At 67.0% G+C, this 17402-nt stretch carries 19 protein-coding genes; 14 read left to right on the top strand and 5 right to left on the bottom strand.

Going from position 1 to position 17402, the window contains the following annotated elements; all coding sequences use genetic code 11:
* The first annotated feature begins 8 nt into the window (after positions 1 to 8).
* The 7 genes from AKL29_RS32340 to cobJ are packed head-to-tail and all read left to right on the top strand — an operon-like array spanning position 9 to position 7916.
* On the top strand, positions 9 to 383 hold the full coding sequence (locus tag AKL29_RS32340; protein ID WP_028331460.1) for a DUF1636 family protein: 375 nt from the start codon (positions 9 to 11) through the stop codon (positions 381 to 383).
* Complete coding sequence (gene cobW / locus AKL29_RS32335) at positions 380 to 1414, top strand: cobalamin biosynthesis protein CobW (protein ID WP_050386973.1); 1035 nt, start codon at positions 380 to 382, stop codon at positions 1412 to 1414. The genes AKL29_RS32340 and cobW overlap by 4 nt, the downstream gene beginning before the upstream one ends.
* Positions 1414 to 4662 carry a cobaltochelatase subunit CobN gene (cobN, locus tag AKL29_RS32330; RefSeq protein ID WP_050386972.1) on the top strand — a complete coding sequence of 1083 codons (3249 nt, stop codon included), beginning with the start codon at positions 1414 to 1416 and terminating at the stop codon, positions 4660 to 4662. Before cobW ends, cobN begins: the two co-directional genes overlap by 1 nt.
* The gene (gene cobG / locus AKL29_RS32325; protein ID WP_050386971.1) at positions 4659 to 5822 is read left to right on the top strand and encodes a precorrin-3B synthase; all 1164 of its coding nucleotides are present in this window, start codon (positions 4659 to 4661) and stop codon (positions 5820 to 5822) included. Before cobN ends, cobG begins: the two co-directional genes overlap by 4 nt.
* Positions 5822 to 6451, top strand: a complete 630-nt coding sequence (locus AKL29_RS32320) for a precorrin-8X methylmutase (protein WP_050386970.1) — start codon at positions 5822 to 5824, stop codon at positions 6449 to 6451. Before cobG ends, AKL29_RS32320 begins: the two co-directional genes overlap by 1 nt.
* Positions 6452 to 6453: 2 nt before the next feature.
* Positions 6454 to 7185: a precorrin-2 C(20)-methyltransferase gene (locus AKL29_RS32315; RefSeq protein WP_050386969.1), complete on the top strand. Its 732-nt coding sequence runs from the start codon at positions 6454 to 6456 to the stop codon at positions 7183 to 7185.
* Positions 7182 to 7916 carry a precorrin-3B C(17)-methyltransferase gene (gene cobJ / locus AKL29_RS32310; RefSeq protein WP_028331454.1) on the top strand — a complete coding sequence of 245 codons (735 nt, stop codon included), beginning with the start codon at positions 7182 to 7184 and terminating at the stop codon, positions 7914 to 7916. Before AKL29_RS32315 ends, cobJ begins: the two co-directional genes overlap by 4 nt.
* On the opposite strand, the gene AKL29_RS32305 is transcribed toward cobJ, so the two are convergent.
* Entirely contained in the window at positions 7892 to 8641 is a 750-nt protein-coding gene (locus AKL29_RS32305; protein WP_050386968.1) for a cobalt-precorrin-6A reductase, read from the bottom strand. The two genes, cobJ and AKL29_RS32305, sit on opposite strands and share 25 nt — an antisense overlap.
* Here AKL29_RS32305 and AKL29_RS32300 point away from each other — a divergent pair.
* From AKL29_RS32300 to cobF, 6 genes are read left to right on the top strand one after another with little or no spacing between them, the layout of a single operon-like run.
* On the top strand, positions 8640 to 9821 hold the full coding sequence (locus tag AKL29_RS32300; RefSeq protein WP_050386967.1) for a bifunctional cobalt-precorrin-7 (C(5))-methyltransferase/cobalt-precorrin-6B (C(15))-methyltransferase: 1182 nt from the start codon (positions 8640 to 8642) through the stop codon (positions 9819 to 9821). The two genes, AKL29_RS32305 and AKL29_RS32300, sit on opposite strands and share 2 nt — an antisense overlap.
* The gene (locus AKL29_RS32295; protein ID WP_028331451.1) at positions 9818 to 10186 is read left to right on the top strand and encodes a cobalamin biosynthesis protein; all 369 of its coding nucleotides are present in this window, start codon (positions 9818 to 9820) and stop codon (positions 10184 to 10186) included. Before AKL29_RS32300 ends, AKL29_RS32295 begins: the two co-directional genes overlap by 4 nt.
* A complete protein-coding gene (cobM, locus tag AKL29_RS32290; protein WP_050386966.1) occupies positions 10183 to 10980 on the top strand; it encodes a precorrin-4 C(11)-methyltransferase in 798 nt (265 codons plus the stop codon). The genes AKL29_RS32295 and cobM overlap by 4 nt, the downstream gene beginning before the upstream one ends.
* Positions 10977 to 12287 carry a cobyrinic acid a,c-diamide synthase CobB gene (locus AKL29_RS32285; protein WP_050386965.1) on the top strand — a complete coding sequence of 437 codons (1311 nt, stop codon included), beginning with the start codon at positions 10977 to 10979 and terminating at the stop codon, positions 12285 to 12287. Before cobM ends, AKL29_RS32285 begins: the two co-directional genes overlap by 4 nt.
* Entirely contained in the window at positions 12284 to 13012 is a 729-nt protein-coding gene (gene cobA, locus AKL29_RS32280) for a uroporphyrinogen-III C-methyltransferase (RefSeq protein WP_050386964.1), read from the top strand. Before AKL29_RS32285 ends, cobA begins: the two co-directional genes overlap by 4 nt.
* A gap of 7 nt (positions 13013 to 13019) precedes the next feature.
* Positions 13020 to 13769 (top strand): precorrin-6A synthase (deacetylating), encoded by a 750-nt coding sequence (gene cobF / locus AKL29_RS32275; RefSeq protein WP_050386963.1) that lies wholly within the window; start codon positions 13020 to 13022, stop codon positions 13767 to 13769.
* Positions 13770 to 13809: 40 nt separating this feature from the next.
* Here cobF and AKL29_RS41300 read toward each other — a convergent pair whose 3' ends face one another.
* The 3 genes from AKL29_RS41300 to AKL29_RS32265 form a co-directional block, all read right to left on the bottom strand.
* The gene (locus tag AKL29_RS41300) at positions 13810 to 14001 is read right to left on the bottom strand and encodes a hypothetical protein (protein WP_028331446.1); all 192 of its coding nucleotides are present in this window, start codon (positions 13999 to 14001) and stop codon (positions 13810 to 13812) included.
* A 343-nt stretch (positions 14002 to 14344) separates the two neighbouring features.
* Positions 14345 to 14851 carry a YkgB family protein gene (locus AKL29_RS32270; RefSeq protein ID WP_050387162.1) on the bottom strand — a complete coding sequence of 169 codons (507 nt, stop codon included), beginning with the start codon at positions 14849 to 14851 and terminating at the stop codon, positions 14345 to 14347.
* Between the two features lie 36 nt (positions 14852 to 14887).
* Positions 14888 to 15424: a carboxymuconolactone decarboxylase family protein gene (locus AKL29_RS32265; RefSeq protein ID WP_050386962.1), complete on the bottom strand. Its 537-nt coding sequence runs from the start codon at positions 15422 to 15424 to the stop codon at positions 14888 to 14890.
* 131 nt (positions 15425 to 15555) lie between these two features.
* On the opposite strand from AKL29_RS32265, the gene AKL29_RS32260 reads away from it, so the two are divergent.
* Positions 15556 to 16551 (top strand): AraC family transcriptional regulator, encoded by a 996-nt coding sequence (locus AKL29_RS32260; RefSeq protein ID WP_050386961.1) that lies wholly within the window; start codon positions 15556 to 15558, stop codon positions 16549 to 16551.
* Between the two features lie 54 nt (positions 16552 to 16605).
* Here AKL29_RS32260 and AKL29_RS32255 read toward each other — a convergent pair whose 3' ends face one another.
* Positions 16606 to 17277 (bottom strand): peroxiredoxin-like family protein, encoded by a 672-nt coding sequence (locus tag AKL29_RS32255; RefSeq protein ID WP_050386960.1) that lies wholly within the window; start codon positions 17275 to 17277, stop codon positions 16606 to 16608.
* Positions 17278 to 17402 lie beyond the last annotated feature (125 nt).

Here is a 17402-nt window from a genome sequence, read left to right as displayed (position 1 = left end):
GAAGGGCGATGAGCGTTACACTTCATGTCTGCATTACCTGCCGCGCCGGCCAGACGCCGGCGGAAGGTGAGCTCGCGCCCGGTGCACGCCTGCATGCCGCGCTTGTCGAGGCCGGCGTGCCCGATGACGTCAATCTGGTTCCCGTCGCATGCCTGTCGGCCTGCAGCCAAGGGTGCTCGGTCGCGCTCAGCGCGCCGGGGCGCTGGTCCTATGTCTACGGCCGACTGTCCGCCGATAATGCCGCGGATGTGATCGCCGGTGCCTCCGCGTATGCGGCGGCGCCTGACGGCATCGTGCCGTGGCGCAGCCGTCCGGAAATCTTCCGCAAGCAATCGCTCGCCCGCATTCCACCTCTTCCCGTCGTGCCGGAGGCCGCAGAATGACCACGCTCGCCAAAATTCCGGTCACGGTCGTGACCGGCTTTCTCGGCTCCGGCAAGACGACGCTGATCCAGCATCTGATCCGCAATGCCAACGGCAAGAAGCTCGCGGTGCTGGTCAACGAATTCGGCAGCGAAGGCGTCGACGGCGACATCCTGAAGTCGTGCGCCGACGCCAATTGTCCGGCCGAGAATATCGTCGAGCTCGCCAATGGCTGCATCTGCTGCACCGTCGCCGACGATTTCATCCCGGCGATGGAGCAGTTGCTCGCACGCCCGGTGAAGCCCGATCACATCGTGATCGAGACCTCGGGGCTCGCGCTGCCGAAGCCGCTGCTGAAAGCGTTCGACTGGCCGGAGATTCGTTCGCGGATCACGGTCGACGGCGTGATCGCGCTCGCCGACGCCGAGGCCGTCGCCGCCGGCCGTTTTGCGCCTGATCCGGCCGCGGTGGATGCGCAGCGTGCGGCGGACGACAATCTCGACCACGAGACGCCGCTGTCGGAAGTGTTCGAGGATCAGATCGCCTGTGCCGATATCGTGCTGCTGACCAAGGCGGATCTCGCCGGGGCGGAAGGGATCAAGGCGGCGAAAGAGGTGATCGCGGCCGAGATGCCGCGCGAGGTGCCGATGTTGCCCGTCGTCGACGGCACGATCGACGCACGCGTGATCCTCGGGCTCGGGGCGGCGGCGGAAAACGACCTCGCGGCGCGGCCGTCGCATCACGATGGCGAGGAGGAACACGAGCACGACGATTTCAATTCCGTCGTGATCGACCTTCCGGAAGTTTCGGATGTCGACGCGCTGGTCGCCTCGATCAAGGGGCTGGCGCGCGAGCAGAATGTGCTGCGCGCCAAGGGCTACATCGCGGTCGAGGGCAAGCCGATGCGGCTGCTGGTGCAATCGGTCGGCGAGCGGGTGCGGCATCAGTTCGACATGCCCTGGGGCGCCCGGGCGCGGCAGTCGAAGCTCGTCGTGATCGGCGAACATGCCGACATCGATGAAGCCGCGATCAGGGCACGGCTTGGTGTCTGATGCACGTCGTCTTCCGCGAGAGCCGCGGCCTTGAGGAGACCGCGACGCCAAGGGACCTCGGCCAGGATCCGGCCGATCTCGTGGTGTTGTCGTTTTCCGACAGCGATCTTGCTGCCTTCGCGGCCGGCTGGCGGCGCGGCCGCGCTGCGTTGCCGTCGCTGCGGCTCGCCAATCTCGCGGAGCTGCGCCATCCGCTGTCGGTCGATACCTATATCGAGCGGACGCTGTCGCACGCGCGCGGCATTCTGGTGCGCCTGATCGGCGGCGAGCCCTATTGGTCATACGGGCTGGCCTCGGTGCATCGGCTGGCGAAGGAGCGCGGCATCGCCCTCGTCGTGCTGCCGGCGGATGGCCGCGACGATCAGCGGCTGGATGAATTCTCGACCTTGCCGGTCTCGACGTTGCGCCGTCTGAAGGTGCTGTGCGACAAGGGCGGCCCCGTTGCCGCGCAGGCCGTGATCGCGCAACTGGCGCTGGCGTCCGGACTCTATGCCGGGCCTGTGGTCGGCGAGATCGATCTTCCCGAGATCGGCGTCTACGATCCCCGGCGCGGTGTCGTCGCGGCGTTGCCGGCACCGGATGGCCGGCCGCGCGTGCTGGTGACGTTTTATCGTTCCTACCTCGCGGCAGGCGATACGGCGCCGGTCGATGCATTGATCGATGCATTGCGCGAGAAGGGCTTTGATGCCCACGGTGTCTTCGTCACCTCGCTGAAGGCGGCGGGCGTGGCCGACTGGCTGCGCGCTCAGTTCGCGCAATGCGCTCCAGCGGCCATCGTCAATGCGACCGCGTTCTCCGCGGCCGGTGACGACGGTACGACGCCGTTCGACGCCGCATCATGCCCGGTGTTCCAGGTCGCTTTGTCGACCGCGCGGCGCGAGAATTGGGCCTTGTCGCTTCGCGGGCTTTCGCCCGGCGATCTCGCGATGCATGTGGTGCTGCCGGAGGTCGACGGCCGCCTGTTCGCGGGCGTCGTGAGCTTCAAATCGCCTGGTGAGCGCGATCCTGAGCTGCAATTCGCGCATCTTGCGCATCGACCCGATACCGAGCGCGTCGCTGCAATTGCCGCACGCGTGGCCGCCTGGCATCGGCTTGCCAGCAAGCACGCACAGGAGAAGCGGCTTGCGCTGGTGCTCTCGAACTATCCCGGCCGGCCGCATCAGATCGCGCATGCCGTCGGCCTCGATGCGCTGGCCTCGGTCGCGGCGTTGCTGACCGATCTCGGAGCTGCGGGATTTGATGTTGAGCCGGTGGCGTCGCTGGGCGACATTCTTTTGCGCAGGACTTTGACGTGGAACGTCGCCGACTACCGTGCAGCGCTTTCCGGACTTCCGCGGCAACTGCAGGATGATGTCGGCCGCGCATGGGGCGCGCCGGAGGACGATCCCGATTGCCGTGACGGCGCATTTCATTTCGCGGCGATCTGCTGCGGCAAATCGGTCATTGCCGTTCAGCCGGAGCGCGGTGAGGTGGGGCAGCGCGACGTCGACTACCACGATCTGGCGCGCACGCCGCGCCATGCCTATGTCGCGTTCTATCTGTGGCTCAGGCAGCAGGCCATCGATGCCGTCGTCCACATCGGTGCGCATGGCACGCTGGAATGGCTGCCTGGCAAGTCGGTTGCGCTGTCGTCCGCATGCTGGCCGGAGGCGCTGATCGGCGATCTGCCGGTTGTCTATCCCTTCATTGTCAACGATCCCGGCGAGGCGGCGCAGGCCAAGCGCCGGATCGGTGCCGTGACGATCGGTCACTTGCCGCCGCCGCTCGCGAAGGCCGCAGTGCCGGAAGGCCTGCGCAATCTCGAGCGCTTGCTCGATGAGTATTCGACCGCCGATGGTCTCGATCCGCCGCGGCGGCAGCGCCTGATCGCCGCGATCCGCGACGAAGCACGCATCGCAGGGCTGGAAGACGATCTCGGTCTCGCCGCGTCGGTCTCGGCGGCCGAGGCCATTCCGCAGATCGATCGTTTCGTCTGCGACCTCAAGGAAAGCCAGTTCGGCGACGGCTTGCATGTGTTCGGACGGGGCGCTTGCGGCGAGGCGGAGAGGGCGGCGCTGTGCGATGCGCTCGCGGGTCGGCGCGTGGCGCCGGGGCCGTCGGGCTCGCCCTATCGCGGAAGCCGCGACGTGCTGCCGACTGGACGCAACCTGTTTGCGGTCGATCCGCGCGCGGTGCCGACGCCGTCGGCGCATGCCCAAGGCGTGAAACTCGCCGAGGAGCTGTTGCGCCGTCATTTGCAGGATCACGGCGACTGGCCGAAGGGACTCATGGTCGACCTCTGGGGCTCCTCGACGATGCGCACCGCCGGCGAGGATTTTGCGATGGCCTTGCACCTCGCGGGCATCGCGCCGCGCTGGGATCACGGCTCGGGGCGGGTGTCGGGCTACGACATCATCGCGCCGGCGAAACTCGGCCGGCCGCGCATCGACGTCACGCTGCGGGTGTCGGGGCTGTTCCGCGACGTCTTCTCAGGGCTGGCCCAGTTGTTCGAAGCCGCGGCGGAGGCGTTGTCCGAACGCAGCGACGAGGCGGACGAGAATCCTTACCGGCAGCGCATCGCGCGCGTGTTCGGTCCTCGCCCCGGACATTATGGCGTTGGCATTGCGTCGCTGTCAGATGTCTTCACCGAGGAGGCGCGCGAGGCGGCCGGCGAAGCCTGGCTGTCGGCATCGTCGTGGGCTCTCGCATCCGACGGCGAGATGCGGCCCGATCGCGCCGGCATCGAGGCGCGGCTCGCGGCTGCGGACGGTTTTGTTCACACCCAGGATTTGCCGGAGACCGATCTGCTGCTGGCGGCGGACTATGCCGCGCACGAGGCGGGCATCGCGGCGGCGGCCCGGCGCCTCGGCACGAAAGCCCCATCGCTCTATCACCTCGATGCGACGCGGCCGGATCAGCCGCATGCCCGGGCGTTGACCGAGGAAATCTCGCGGGTGGTGCGGGTGCGTGCCGCCAACCCTGCCTGGATCGCGGGCATGATGCGCCATGGCTTTCGTGGTGCCGCCGAGATATCGGCGACGCTGGAGCACATGGCGGCGTTCGCCCATCTCGCCGGCGCGGTGCCGCCGCATCTGTTCGATCTCTACTACGGTGCGACGCTCGGCAATGACGAAGTTCGCGGCTTCATGGCGCGCCAGAATCCGGCGGCGCTGGCTGCGATCGAAACCTGCTTCATGAGATTGCATGAAGCCTCGCTCTGGCAGACACGGCGCAATTCGATCGCGGCTGCGCTGCAGGAGGCCTCATGAGCGCGGTTGCAGTCAAGGGCTGGTGTCCAGGCGCGCTGCGGCCGATGCTATCAGGCGATGGCCTCGTGGTGCGCATTCGCCCGCGCGGCGGACGGCTGGACGTGGCGCAGGCAGCGGGAATCGCCGAGCTGGCGGCGCGATACGGCAACGGCCTGATCGACCTGACCAGCCGCGCCAATCTCCAGATCCGCGGCGTCAGCGATGAAGCTTATCCGCGCCTGGTCGATGGGCTCGCCGAGCTCGGGTTGCTGGACACGGACTCGAATACCGAAGCGCAGCGCAACATTCTGGTGACGCCGTTCTGGACAGCCGCCGACGAGACACGCTCGCTTGCGACCGAGCTTGAGCAGGGGCTTGCCGGCGCCTCGCTTGATCTTCCAACCAAGTTCGGCTTCGCAATCGATGATGGCAATGCGCGGATGCTGGTGGGGGCGTCCGCCGATATCAGGATCGAGCGCGATCGCAACGGTAAACTGCTGGTACGTGCCGATGGCGCACAGCGCGGGCTTTCGGTCATGCGGAGCGAGGCTGTGCAGGTCGCGCTGGCGCTGGCCGAATGGTTTGTCACCTCCGGCGGAACCAGGGGTGAGCGGCGACGGATGGCGGCTCATCTCGCCGGCGGCGCGAGCCTGCCGCAGTCGCTTCGCGGTGATGCCGAGCCCGTGGGCCAATCGTCGAGTCCTGTGCCGGGCATCTATCCAATCGGCGCGATGGTTGGCGTCGCCTTCGGGCAAATGCCGCACCAGACACTCCGCGATCTCGCTGCGAGCGCGCGGGCTCTCCGCATGACGCCGTGGCGGATGATGCTGGTGGAGGGCATGCGCGGGATGCCCGGTGGGGCGGACCTCGTGACTGATGCCGGCGATCCGAGGCTGCGCGTGGTCGCCTGCAGCGGCGCACCGCGCTGCGGCGATGCGCATGCGGACACGCGTATGCTGGCGTCGGCGCTCGCGCGGCATATCCCACCCGATGCGCGGCTTCACGTCTCTGGCTGCGCCAAAGGCTGTGCCCATTCCGGTCCTTTGGATGTCACCCTCGTTGCGACAATTGACGGCTTTGATCTGATCCGCCGCGGCACGACGCGGGATGCGCCGGTCCTCCGAGGGTTGACCAGTTCGTACCTCGTCGCAAATCCCTCCGTGCTGACGGGAGGCCATTGATGCCGCACGTCTACGAGACCGATGGCGCAGCGATCTATCGCCAGTCCTTTGCCACCATCCGCTCCGAGGCCGACCTTGCCCGCTTCACGCCAGACGAAGAGCCGGTGGTCGTGCGCATGATCCATGCCGCCGGCATGGTGGGCCTGGAAGCGCATGTGCGCTTCACATCGGGCATGGCCGCGAGCGCACGGGCGGCCTTGCAGGAGGGCGCGCCAATCCTCTGCGACGCGCGCATGGTGTCGGAAGGAATTACGCGCGCGCGGCTGCCGGCCGGTAATGCCGTCATCTGCACGCTCGGTGATGTCAAGGTGCCTGCACTCGCGCAATCGATGCGCAACACGCGCTCCGCGGCGGCGCTCGAGCTGTGGCGGCCGCACCTGGGCGGCGCCATCGTCGCGATCGGCAACGCGCCGACGGCGTTGTTCCATCTGCTCAACATGCTGGAGGATACCGATTGCCCAAGGCCGGCGGCGATCATCGGCTGTCCGGTCGGCTTTGTCGGCGCGGCGGAATCCAAGGCGGCATTGATGGCTGAGCCCCCCGTGCCGGCGCTGACGGTCGAGGGACGGCTCGGTGGTTCGGCGATCACGGTTGCCGCCGTCAATGCGCTGGCGAGCCGGAGCGAATAGCGATGGGACGTATCATCTGCTGCGGCCTCGGCCCAGGCGATCCGGACCTGATGAGCGTGCGCGCCGACCGCATGGTGCGTGCCGCGAAGCATGTCGCTTACTTTCGCAAAAAGGGCCAGCCGGGGCAGGCGCGCCGCATTGTCGAAGGATTGCTCGCCGCTGACGTCAGCGAATATCCGATGGAATATCCGGTCACCACGGAAATCGCGTTCGACAGTCCGGACTATGCGCGGCTGCTTGCCGACTTCTATGACGAGTGGGCGGAGCGCCTAGCGCGATTTGCGCGCGCGGTGGACATCGTCGTGCTCTGCGAGGGCGATCCCTATTTCTATGGCTCATTCATGCATCTGCATGCGCGGCTGCAGGGGCGTGTCGAAATCGAGGTGATCGCCGGCATTCCCGGCATGGTCGGCTGCTGGAATTCGGTGGGTCAGCCGATTGCGCTGGCCGACGATGTGACGACCGTTCTGATGGGGACGCTGCCGGAGCCGGAGCTCGCCGAGCGGATGCGCAGCTCCGACGCGCTGGTCGTGATGAAGACTGGTCGCAATCTTCCGAAGATTCGCCGCGCGCTGGCGTCCGCGGGGCGCCTCGATGATGCGTGGCTCGTCGAACGCGGCACCATGCTGGATCAGCGCGTCGCACGGCTTGCGGATATCGGCAAGGCCGAGTGTCCGTATTTTGCGATCGTGCTGGTGCATGGGCAAGGACGGCGCAGGGAGGCCGCGCAATGACCGGCACGCTGACCATCGCGGGGCTTGGACCGGGCAATGAGGCGCTGATCACGCCGGAGGTCGCTGCTGCGCTCGCGGCTGCGACCGACATCGTCGGCTATGCGCCCTATGTGACGCGCGTGCCGCCGCGCGCCGGGCTCACGCTGCATCCCTCGGATAATCGTGTGGAGTTGCAGCGCGCCGCTGACGCGTTGCGGCTCGCGTCGGAAGGGGGCCACGTCGTCGTGGTGTCCTCGGGCGATCCCGGCGTGTTTGCGATGGCATCGGCCGTGTTCGAAGCGCTGGAGGACGCGCCGCAATGGCACGACCTGCCGATCCGCGTTCTGCCTGGCGTGACGGCGATGCTGGCGGCAGCCGCAAGCGCCGGCGCGCCGCTCGGTCATGATTTCTGCGCGATCAACCTCTCCGACAATCTCAAGCCATGGGCGCTGATCGAGAAGCGCCTACGGCTTGCGGCCGAAGCGGATTTCGCGATCGCGATGTACAATCCGCGCTCGGCCAGCCGGCCGGACGGTTTTGGTCGCGCGCTCGAGATCTTGCGCGAGGCGGGCTGCGACGAGCGCATCGTGATTTTTGCGCGCTCCGTCAGCACGCCCGGGCAGCGGATCGAGACGGTCGAACTGCGCGACGCGCGGCCAGAGATGGCCGACATGCGGACGCTGGTGATCGTCGGCAATTCGGCGACACGACGGGTCGGCCGCTGGGTCTATGCGCCGAGGCGGGTCCGATGACCGAGCCATTGCATCACCTCGCTCACGCTTTCCACCCGTGGTCTGTCGGGCAGCAGCGGCCGCGTGATCATGATGACGGGAAGGCCGAGCGCGCGGGCCGCGTCGATCTTGGCGCGCGCGCCGGTTCCACCGGAATTGCGGGCGACGATCCATTCGATGTGACGCGCGCGCATCATCGCGAGCTCCCCCTTGAGCATGAAAGGTCCGCGCGACACAATGACGTCCGCGTTGGGCAACGACGGCGTTTCGTCGGGCGGGTCGACAAAACGCAACGTATAGGCATGCTGCGGCCGTGCGCCGAAGGGCGCGATGTGCTGGCGGCCGATCGCGAGGAATACGCAGGCGGGGCTGTCCGGCAAGGCCGCGGCCGCGGAGACGACGTCTGCGACTTCGATCCAGCGATCGCCGGAGGCTTTGTCCCAGGGCGCGCGTTCGAGCGCGAGCAACGGCGTTGCGCTTTGCGCGCAGGCGGCGATGGCGTTGCGGCTCATCTCGGCTGCGAAGGGATGCGTCGCATCGACCACATGCGTGATGGCTTCGCGTTGCAGATAGTCGGCAAGACCGCTGACGCCGCCGAAACCACCGCTGCGGACCGGCAATGGCTGGTCGGCCGGCGCACGGGTGCGGCCGCCATAGGAATAGACCGCGTCGATCCCCGCGCTTGCGATCGCAGCGGCGAGCAGATTGGCATCGGCCGTTCCGCCCAGGATCAGGGCGCGCATCATGGGTAATCCGTGGTTGACCATCATCGGCATCGGCGAAGATGGCCTTGCCGGCCTCTCCGATGCAAGCCGAAAGGCGCTCCGTGACGCCGAAACAGTTTTCGGCGGCGAACGGCATCTCGCGCTCGCCGGCATCGCCGACCGCGGCCGTGTCTGGCCGGTGCCGTTCGATGCGAACATCGTGATGAGCTGTCGCGGCCGTCCGACGGTGGTGCTCGCGTCGGGCGATCCGTTCTGGCATGGCGTCGGCGGAAGCCTTGTCGAGAAGCTGCAGGCCGGTGAGTGGGTCGCGCACTCCGCGCCGTCGACGTTCTCACTGGCGGCGGCTCGTTTGGGCTGGCGTATCGAGAATGCTGTCTGTCTCGGTCTTCATGCCGCACTGTTCGAACGGCTGTTGCCGCATCTCGTGCGCGATGCGCGGATCATCTGCCTGCTGCGCGACGGCAAGGCGGTGTCCGATCTCGCGCGCTGGCTGACGGAGCGTGGTTGGGGGGCGTCGGCAATATGGACGCTTGCGGCGCTTGGCGGACCGCGTGAGTCCGTCACGCAGCATCGCGCCGACTCGTATGCGGGTGATTCAAGCGAGAGCCTGGTCGCAATCGCGCTGGAGGCGCGGGGACAGCAGGGAATCGCACGCAGCTCGGGACTTGCCGATGCGCTCTTTGTGCATGACGGGCAACTGACAAAGCGGCCGGTCCGCGCGCTTGCGCTGTCGGCGCTTGCGCCGCGGCCCGGTGAGCGGCTGTGGGATGTCGGCGCGGGCTCGGGCTCGATCTCGATCGAATGGGCGCTCTGTGGTGGGACGGCGATCGCCGTCGAAGCCCGCCGCGAACGCGCCGCCAACATCCGCCGCAATGCAGCGAGCTTCGGCCTGACCCATCGGATCACCATTATCGAAGGCGAGGCGCCCGGCGCTTTATCGGACCTCGCGGCGCCTGATGCCGTGTTCATCGGTGGCGGCCTCGACGCCGCGATGTTCGATGCGATCTGGTCGCGGATTGCGCCGGGCACGCGGCTGGTCGCGCATGCTGTGACCCTGGAGACCGAGGCGCTGCTCTGCGATCTGCACCAGCGTCATGGCGGCGAGTTGACGCGCCTCGAGATCGCGCAGGCCGAGCCATTGGGCCGCTATCGCGCCTGGAAGGCTGCGCGGCCGATCGTGCAATGGAGCGCGCTCCGATGAAGGTCGCTGGCCTCGGATTCAGGCGCAATACCAGTGTCGCGTCCTTGCGCGACGCGCTCGACGCGGCCGGCGGTTCCGACGGCCTTGCAGCCGTTGCGACAGTGAGTGACAAGGCGGATGCGGCGGCGTTGAAAGCGCTGGCGCAGCAACTGGGAATACCGATCCGGGGCATTCCCGCGGAGACGTTGGCCGAGATCAAGACTGCAACGCAATCCGAGTTCATCAAGGCAAGATTCGGAACGGGCTCGGTCGCCGAAGCTGCGGCGATCGCTGCAGCAGGGCGCGGTGCGCGCCTGATCTCGGTCAGGACCGCGTCACAGGATCGGATGGCCATCGCGGCGATCGCGGAAGGAGACGGCGAATGACGGTGCATTTCATCGGCGCAGGGCCTGGCGCTGCCGATTTGCTGACCTTGCGCGGGCGCGATCTCATCGCCTCGTGCCCGGTTTGTCTCTATGCCGGATCGCTGGTGCCTTCAGGTGTTCTGGCGCATTGTCCGCCGGATGCGCGCATCGTCAACACCGCGGCGCTGTCGCTCGACCAAATCATTGCCGAGATCGCTGCCGCGCATGCGGAGGGCAAGGACGTCGCGCGGCTGCATTCGGGCGATCTCTCGATCTGGTCGGCGATGGGCGAGCAGCTGCGCCGGTTGCGCGCGCTGCAGATTCCGTATTCGGTCACGCCCGGGGTGCCGGCCTTCTCGGCGGCCGCGGCGGCGCTGGAGGCCGAGCTGACGCTGCCGGGCCTTGCGCAATCGGTGGTGCTGACGCGAACGCCGGGCCGGGCGAGCGCGATGCCTGATGGCGAGACACTCGCAGCCTTTGCCGCGACCGGCGCGGTGATGGCGATCCATCTTTCGATCCATCTGCTCGACAGGGTCATCGCCGAACTCACGCCGCACTACGGCGCGGATTGCCCGGTTGCGATCGTCTGGCGCGCGAGCTGGCCGGACCAGCGCATCGTGCGCGCCACGCTCGCGACGCTCGATACCGCCGTCGGCCCCGAGCTCGAACGCACTGCGCTCATTCTGGTCGGCAAGACGCTCGGGGCGGACGAATTCGCCGAGAGCCGTCTCTATGCAGCCGACTACGACCGCCGCTACCGCCCGGTCGGGGCGGTGCCGCGTTTTCCGGAAGCGTCGCCGGAATCATCGCAATGACCGCGGGGCTCGTCATCTCTGCGCCGGCATCCGGTGTCGGCAAGACGACGCTGACCCTGGCGTTGGCGCGCGCTTATCGCAATCGCGGCGTGAGGGTGCAATGCCTCAAGAGCGGGCCTGATTACATCGATCCCGCCTTTCACGCGGTCGCCACCGGACGCGCGTCGGTCAACATCGATAGCTGGGCGATGGCGCGCGAAGCCATCGCGCATTTGGCAGGCCGCGGCGCGGATGCCGATCTCGTGCTGACGGAAGGCTCGATGGGACTGTTTGACGGCGTCGCGGCGCGTGGCGTCTCGGGGACCGGCGCCACCGCCGACATCGCAGAGATGATGGGGTGGCCGGTGTTGCTGGTAATCGATCCCTCCGGTCAGGCGCAGACGGCGGCGGCGGTGGCGGCGGGATTGCGTGATTTCCGCGCCGGCGTACGGCTTGCAGGCGTCGTCCTCAATCGCGTCGCGAGCGCACGGCATGACGCCCTGGTGCGGAGTGCGATGGCAGGCGCGGGCATCCCGGTGTTAGGATCGCTGCCCCGCCACGCCGAGATCACCTTGCCGAAGCGTCATCTCGGACTGGTGCAGGCCGAAGAGCAGGCTCAGATCGACGGTCTGATTGACGAAGCCGCGCGCTTTGTCGTCGAGCATATCGATCTCGACACCGTGCTGAAATCGGCCGAGGTCTGGTCGCCGCAATCCGCCGTACCCAGCCTGGTCATCACGCCGCCCGGCCAGCGCATCGCGCTGGCGCGCGACGCGGCGTTCTCCTTTGTCTATCCTCACATGTTGGAAGCCTGGCGCGCGGCCGGCGCACAGATCGTGACGTTCTCGCCGCTTGCCGACGAAGGCCCCGACGCGGATGCCGATGTGTGCTGGCTGCCCGGCGGTTATCCCGAACTGCATGCCGGCCGGCTTGCGGCCAACAGGCGATTTCTCGGGCAGCTCCGCGCCTTCGCCGAGACGCGGCCGGTGCATGGCGAATGCGGAGGCTACATGGTGCTGGGCGCCGCGTTGACCGATGCCGACGGCGTGCGTCACGAGATGGCGGGCTTGCTCGGCCTTGAGACGAGCTATGCCAGGCGCCGCATGCATCTGGGCTACCGGCTTGCCGAGCTCGCCGCACCGATGCCCGGACACGGCCCAGGCGCACGCCTGCGCGGCCACGAGTTTCACTACTCGACGATCATCGCGCAGCCCGACACGCCGCTCGCGGTGGTGCGTGATGCGACCGGTACGATCGTTGCGGAGACCGGATCGCGGCGCGGCTGTGCGACGGGTACATTTTTCCATCTGATTGCGGAGGACCGGTGAGCGGATTCGTTTCCTTCGTCTCGGCCGGTCCCGGCGATCCCGAACTCCTGACCATGAAGGGAGCGGCGCGGCTGCGCGAGGCCGATGTGGTGCTCTATGACGATCTTGCCTCGGGCGCGATCCTCGATCTCGCGCGCTCCGGCGCCAATCTCGTCGCGGTCGGCAAGCGCGCCGGCCGCCTGTCGGCGAAGCAGCACCATGTCAGCCGGCTGCTGGTCGATTATGCCGCCGCCGGCGTGCGGGTGGTGCGGCTGAAATCCGGCGACGCCGGCATTTTTGGTCGGCTCGAGGAGGAGATCGAAGCGCTGCGCGCGGCCGGCATCGGCTACGAAATCATTCCCGGTGTGACCTCGGCCTCGGTTGCCGCCGCGCAGGCCGGCATTCCGCTGACGCGCCGGCTGACCTCGCGCCGAGTCCAGTTCGTCACCGGCGCCGATGTGACGGGCGAATTGCCCGCGGACCTGAACTGGGCGGCGCTGGCCGATCCGGAAGCGACCACCGTCGTCTATATGGGGCGGCGGACCTTCCCGGCATTGGCCGCAAGGCTGATCGCTCATGGCCTCGCGCCCGACACGCCCGCACTGCTGGCGGAATCGCTCGGCCACGCCGACGAGCGGCTGCGTCGCACCACGATCACAGCGCTGGCCGACCGGCTCATGCAGGCCGGCGCGGCCACGGCGGCTGCCGTGATCCTGTTCGGCGCGCTGGCACCGGAACGAGGGTGACGCGGCCATGTTGACGCTGTCCCTGATCGGCATCGGTTGTGGTGATCCCCGGCAGCTCACTTTCGCCGCGACCGCCGCGATCAATGCCGCCGACCTGATCCTGATCCCGCGCAAGGGGACGGCGAAGTCGGATCTCGCCGAGTTGCGTCGCACCATCTGCGCAGAAGCGTTGACCAATGACCGCACACGCATTGCCGAGTTCGACCTGCCGGTGCGTGACGCCGGCGAAGAAGATTATCGTAAGGGCGTGGACGATTGGCACGATGCGATCGCCGCGACGTGGTCGCAGGAAATCGCGCGCCATCTCGGCGGGGAGGGACGCGTCGCCCTGCTGATCTGGGGCGATCCCTCGCTCTACGATTCGAGCCTGCGGATTGCGCGACGGCTCGATCCGTTGCCATCGATCGAGGTGATCCCGGGCATCACGTCGATCCAGGCGCTGTGCGCGGCGCATGCGCTGCCGCTCAATGAGATCGGCGAGCCATTCCTCGTGACGACCGGCCGGCGGCTGCGCGAGGGCGGCTGGCCGCCCGGCGTCGACACCGTGGTCGTGATGCTCGACGGCGGCGCCGCCTTCCAGACGCTGGATCCTGCCGGACTGCAAATCTGGTGGGGCGCCTATCTCGGCATGCCCGATCAGATCGTCATGGCGGGGGAACTGGCAGAGGTGGGCCCTCGCATCGTCGCCGCACGACGAGAGGCGCGTGAGCGGCATGGCTGGATCATGGACAGCTATGTCCTGAAGCGGAGATCGTGATCCAGATTTTGCTCCGGCGGCATTCCATCCAGCCGGGCCGCTAGGTCTTCAACCCGCGAATCGAGGGTTGAATGGTCAGGCGGTAAGCGACGAGCTTGTCGCCATCGAACTGCTCGAGGGTCGTCTCGCAAACCGGGCAGCGATATTCGCCCTCACTTCCTGACCTGGATGCCAGCTCAAGGCGTCGGAATCCAGCCCCGCAACGCGGGCATGTGACGTCGTTCTTCTTCATCAACTCACCCCAGAACAACACCGGCGCTCCTTTTTAGCGCAGACCGCGCGGCGGAACTATGTTCATGGCCGGAGAGCTATGGATCATTCGTGCATGGAAGCGGCGATGGGTCGTCAAGCGGGCGACAGCGCAGCCGATCGCGCGGAGCGCGTGGCCGATTTTCAACGCATTATGCAAGTTCGGCAATGGGTTATGGCTCGGCCTTCAAGGGCAAGGGCCCCCGGACCCCGGGGCAACAATAGTGACTGCGATGTCGTTGTGTTCGAGAGAGACGCTGCGTCTGCTCAATACCACGCGCGATCGCCGGCACGCCCGAGGCCCACCGGCGATCAATCGCGATCAGCTATTGCCTGATCAGACGGACCACGTCCTGTCGCAGCAGGTAGAGCGAGACGGCGAGCAGAACGACGTCCTTCATCAGGAACGGCACGTTGCCGGTCATCGCGGGGAAGCCACCGGCGGCGACGTCCCAGCCATCGGGCATGAAGGGAATGATGGTGACCGTCGCGATGAAGGTTCCGGTCGAGCCGAGGGCGCCGAGCACGCCGAGCCGCTTGTCCCAGAAGCCCGCGAGCAGCAGCGAACCGAATGTCCATTCCGAGGCGCCGAGGAAGTAGCTGGCGCCGGCGTGGCCGAACGCTGGATACAGCCACCAGATCAGCGGCCCGTTGCTGATGAACGGGACCAGCCGTTCGAATTCGTACGGAAACCACTTCTGGTAACCGAAGAACAGGAACATGATCACCATCGCGGCCCGGACGACGTGATAGTCGAGATCCTCCGCCAGCAGGCCGGACCTGTCGAGCGCGCGGACAAGCGGATTTTGTGTGGTGTTGGCAAGCGTGGTCATGGTCGTAATCCTTTTGCGTGACATCGCCCGGTCGCTTCAGGCGACCGCCGGGAAATCGATGTCGGTGTCGTTGATGCGGTTGAAGACGTTGGTGAAGACCGTGGTCGCAAACGCCAGGCTGATCTCGACCAGCTGCGCGTCGCTGTATCCGGCGGACTTGATCGCGGCGAAATCCTCGTCGCTGACGGTGCCGCTCGACTGCGCGAGGTTGCGCACGAAATGCACGAGCGCATCGCGCCTGGCGTCACTGGTCGGCGCGCCGTCGCGGATCTGCTTGAGCACATCGGCATTCACGCCGGCGATCCTGGCGAGATGCGAGTGCGCGGCGACACAATAATCGCAGCCGCCGGCAGCGCTGATCACGAGCTTGACGACCTCCAGGTCGCGCCGGGGCAGGCTGCCGCCAGTCAGCACGGCATCGGCCGCGAGGATCGACTTGAGCGCGGCCGGACCGTGGGCGGCAATCGCCGCGTAGGTGTTCGGGACGCCGCCGATCGCCTTCTTGATCTGGGCGTAGATCTGGCCGGACGGGCCGGTATCGGTTTCGAGATTGGGGGTTGAGAGACGCGACATGGTGGCACTCCTTGTTGCGGGTGGTGAACGATTGCGGAGTGACAATAGGATCGAGCTTTGAGACATTGAATGTTCATATTGCTCGTTTATATGCTCAATCGTCTCACATACTGCTTCAGGGGGATTTGGCTATGGATTGGCTGAGCCGGCTGTTCGAGATGATGCCGGTGCGCGGGCGGCTCGATCTTCGCTGCAGCTACAGCGTCCCCTGGCGTATCGAGCAGGGCCCGGGTTTAACCAACGAGATCCCCTATCATGCGGTGCTCGCCGGCTCGGCGATCCTGGACGCCGCCGCTGGCGGACGGCCGTTGCTGCTGAAGGCCGGCGACATCCTTCTGCTTCCCGGCAACCCGCGACACGTGATGCACGACGGTAGCGGGGCGATACCGCTGCCGGCGCGCAACCGGGCGGCGGAGAATTTCACGATCAGCGAAAACCTCGGATCGGACGAACGGCTTGACCTGTTGTGCGGGCACTTCGCGATTACACCGCCCCACGACCGTCTGTTGCGCGGCTATCTTCCGCCGCGTCTTGTCGTGCATGCCGGCGCGCGTGCGGGAAAGGGGACGGCTGCGCAGCTCGCCGGGCTCGTGTCGCTGATGCGCAGCGAAACGGCCGACGATCATCTGGGCGGCCGCGCCATGCTGAATGCATTGTCCACGGCAATGTTCGCGCTTGTGCTGCGGCTTGCGAGCGAGACCGACGCAACGTCACGGGGACTTCTCGCCTTGGTCGGTGATCCCAGGCTCGCGCCGGCCGTGGCCGCCATGTTCAAGGAGCCTGCGCGAGCGTGGTCGCTGCCGGAGCTCGCACGGCTTTGCAACATGTCGCGCGCCACGCTGGCGCGGCAGTTCCAGGACAAGCTCGGGCGATCGGCCAGCGATCTGCTCACCGACATCAGGATGACGCTTGCGGCGAACGAGTTGAAGGGATCGTCGCTTTCGACCGGCGCCGTGGCGGAGATGGTCGGGTATCAATCGGAAGCCGCCTTTCAGCGCGCCTTCAAGAGCCACATGGGCGTGACGCCGGCGCAGTGGCGAAAGTCGCAGCACTCCGGGGTGGATGTGTTGGCCGGCGCCGGCGCGCCCGCCGATCCGGAGGGGAGTACGCCGGCCGCACATGCGTAGCCTGCGAGAGGAAGGCGGCCGATGGTCACTCGCCACCGGCCAGTCTGCGCGCTGTCATGCCTTCACGGTCGCCTGCTGGAGGACAGCGATCATGTCCTCGGGCTCGGGTCGGCGGGTATAGTCGGGGTTGACTTCGGAGTAGAGGATCACACCGTCCTGTCCGATGACGTAGCGGGCCGGCATCGGCAGCGTCCAGCTCGGATCGTCGTTGAACGTCGGCAGATCGTTCTTCAGCTGCTTGTAGAGCTCGACCAGATAGTCGGGCAGGTGGAAGCGCAGTCCGAAGGCCTCGCCGACCTGACCGTTCACGTCGGACAGGATCGGGAAGGAGAGCTTGTTCTGGCGCACCGACTTGCGGCTGTTCGGCGCGGTCTGCGGCGAGATCGCCACCAGCGCGGCGCCGCATCTGTCGAATTCCGGCTTGGCCGCCTCGAGCGCCTGCAACTCCATGTTGCAATACGGGCACCAGACGCCGCGGTAGAAGCTGAGCACCAGCGGGCCGCGCTTCAACAGATCGGTCGAGTTGACGATGTTGCCCTCGGGATCGCGGAGCGAGAAGGCGGGGGCGACATCGCCAGCCTTCCTGGCGCGCTGGGCGGCGCCGGATGCGATCAGCTCCGCGGTGGCGCGGTGCATGATATCGATGACTGGTCGCGGAACGTTGTAGGGCGGCTTTCCGGCTTCGAAATCGGCCTTGAAAGCGTTGAGCCTGGCTTGCAGCGACATAACGGTTCTCCTCGGTTTCTGCGCGGTGGACGGCGGCGCCGTCCGGTTTGTTGAACTCACACGCTGCAAGCTAAAGGAGGTGGCCACGCCGGGTAGCGCTGCCGTCGGACTAGCGCTTATTCCTG

It is taken from the genome of Bradyrhizobium pachyrhizi, from assembly GCF_001189245.1.
Taxonomy (GTDB): Bacteria; Pseudomonadota; Alphaproteobacteria; order Rhizobiales; family Xanthobacteraceae; genus Bradyrhizobium; species Bradyrhizobium pachyrhizi.
This window is presented reverse-complemented; position numbering and strand designations above follow the sequence as displayed.

Bases quoted from the DNA above. Each gene is read 5' to 3' on its own strand.
- AKL29_RS32340 (WP_028331460.1), top strand. From the start codon at position 9: ATGAGCGTTACACTTCATGTCTGCATTACCTGCCGCGCCGGCCAGACG.
- cobW (WP_050386973.1), top strand. From the start codon at position 380: ATGACCACGCTCGCCAAAATTCCGGTCACGGTCGTGACCGGCTTTCTC.
- cobN (WP_050386972.1), top strand. From the start codon at position 1,414: ATGCACGTCGTCTTCCGCGAGAGCCGCGGCCTTGAGGAGACCGCGACG.
- cobG (WP_050386971.1), top strand. From the start codon at position 4,659: ATGAGCGCGGTTGCAGTCAAGGGCTGGTGTCCAGGCGCGCTGCGGCCG.
- AKL29_RS32320 (WP_050386970.1), top strand. From the start codon at position 5,822: ATGCCGCACGTCTACGAGACCGATGGCGCAGCGATCTATCGCCAGTCC.
- AKL29_RS32315 (WP_050386969.1), top strand. From the start codon at position 6,454: ATGGGACGTATCATCTGCTGCGGCCTCGGCCCAGGCGATCCGGACCTG.
- cobJ (WP_028331454.1), top strand. From the start codon at position 7,182: ATGACCGGCACGCTGACCATCGCGGGGCTTGGACCGGGCAATGAGGCG.
- AKL29_RS32300 (WP_050386967.1), top strand. From the start codon at position 8,640: ATGGGTAATCCGTGGTTGACCATCATCGGCATCGGCGAAGATGGCCTT.
- AKL29_RS32305 (WP_050386968.1), bottom strand. From the start codon at position 8,641: ATGATGCGCGCCCTGATCCTGGGCGGAACGGCCGATGCCAATCTGCTC.
- AKL29_RS32295 (WP_028331451.1), top strand. From the start codon at position 9,818: ATGAAGGTCGCTGGCCTCGGATTCAGGCGCAATACCAGTGTCGCGTCC.
- cobM (WP_050386966.1), top strand. From the start codon at position 10,183: ATGACGGTGCATTTCATCGGCGCAGGGCCTGGCGCTGCCGATTTGCTG.
- AKL29_RS32285 (WP_050386965.1), top strand. From the start codon at position 10,977: ATGACCGCGGGGCTCGTCATCTCTGCGCCGGCATCCGGTGTCGGCAAG.
- cobF (WP_050386963.1), top strand. From the start codon at position 13,020: ATGTTGACGCTGTCCCTGATCGGCATCGGTTGTGGTGATCCCCGGCAG.
- AKL29_RS41300 (WP_028331446.1), bottom strand. From the start codon at position 14,001: ATGAAGAAGAACGACGTCACATGCCCGCGTTGCGGGGCTGGATTCCGA.
- AKL29_RS32270 (WP_050387162.1), bottom strand. From the start codon at position 14,851: ATGACCACGCTTGCCAACACCACACAAAATCCGCTTGTCCGCGCGCTC.
- AKL29_RS32265 (WP_050386962.1), bottom strand. From the start codon at position 15,424: ATGTCGCGTCTCTCAACCCCCAATCTCGAAACCGATACCGGCCCGTCC.
- AKL29_RS32260 (WP_050386961.1), top strand. From the start codon at position 15,556: ATGGATTGGCTGAGCCGGCTGTTCGAGATGATGCCGGTGCGCGGGCGG.
- AKL29_RS32255 (WP_050386960.1), bottom strand. From the start codon at position 17,277: ATGTCGCTGCAAGCCAGGCTCAACGCTTTCAAGGCCGATTTCGAAGCC.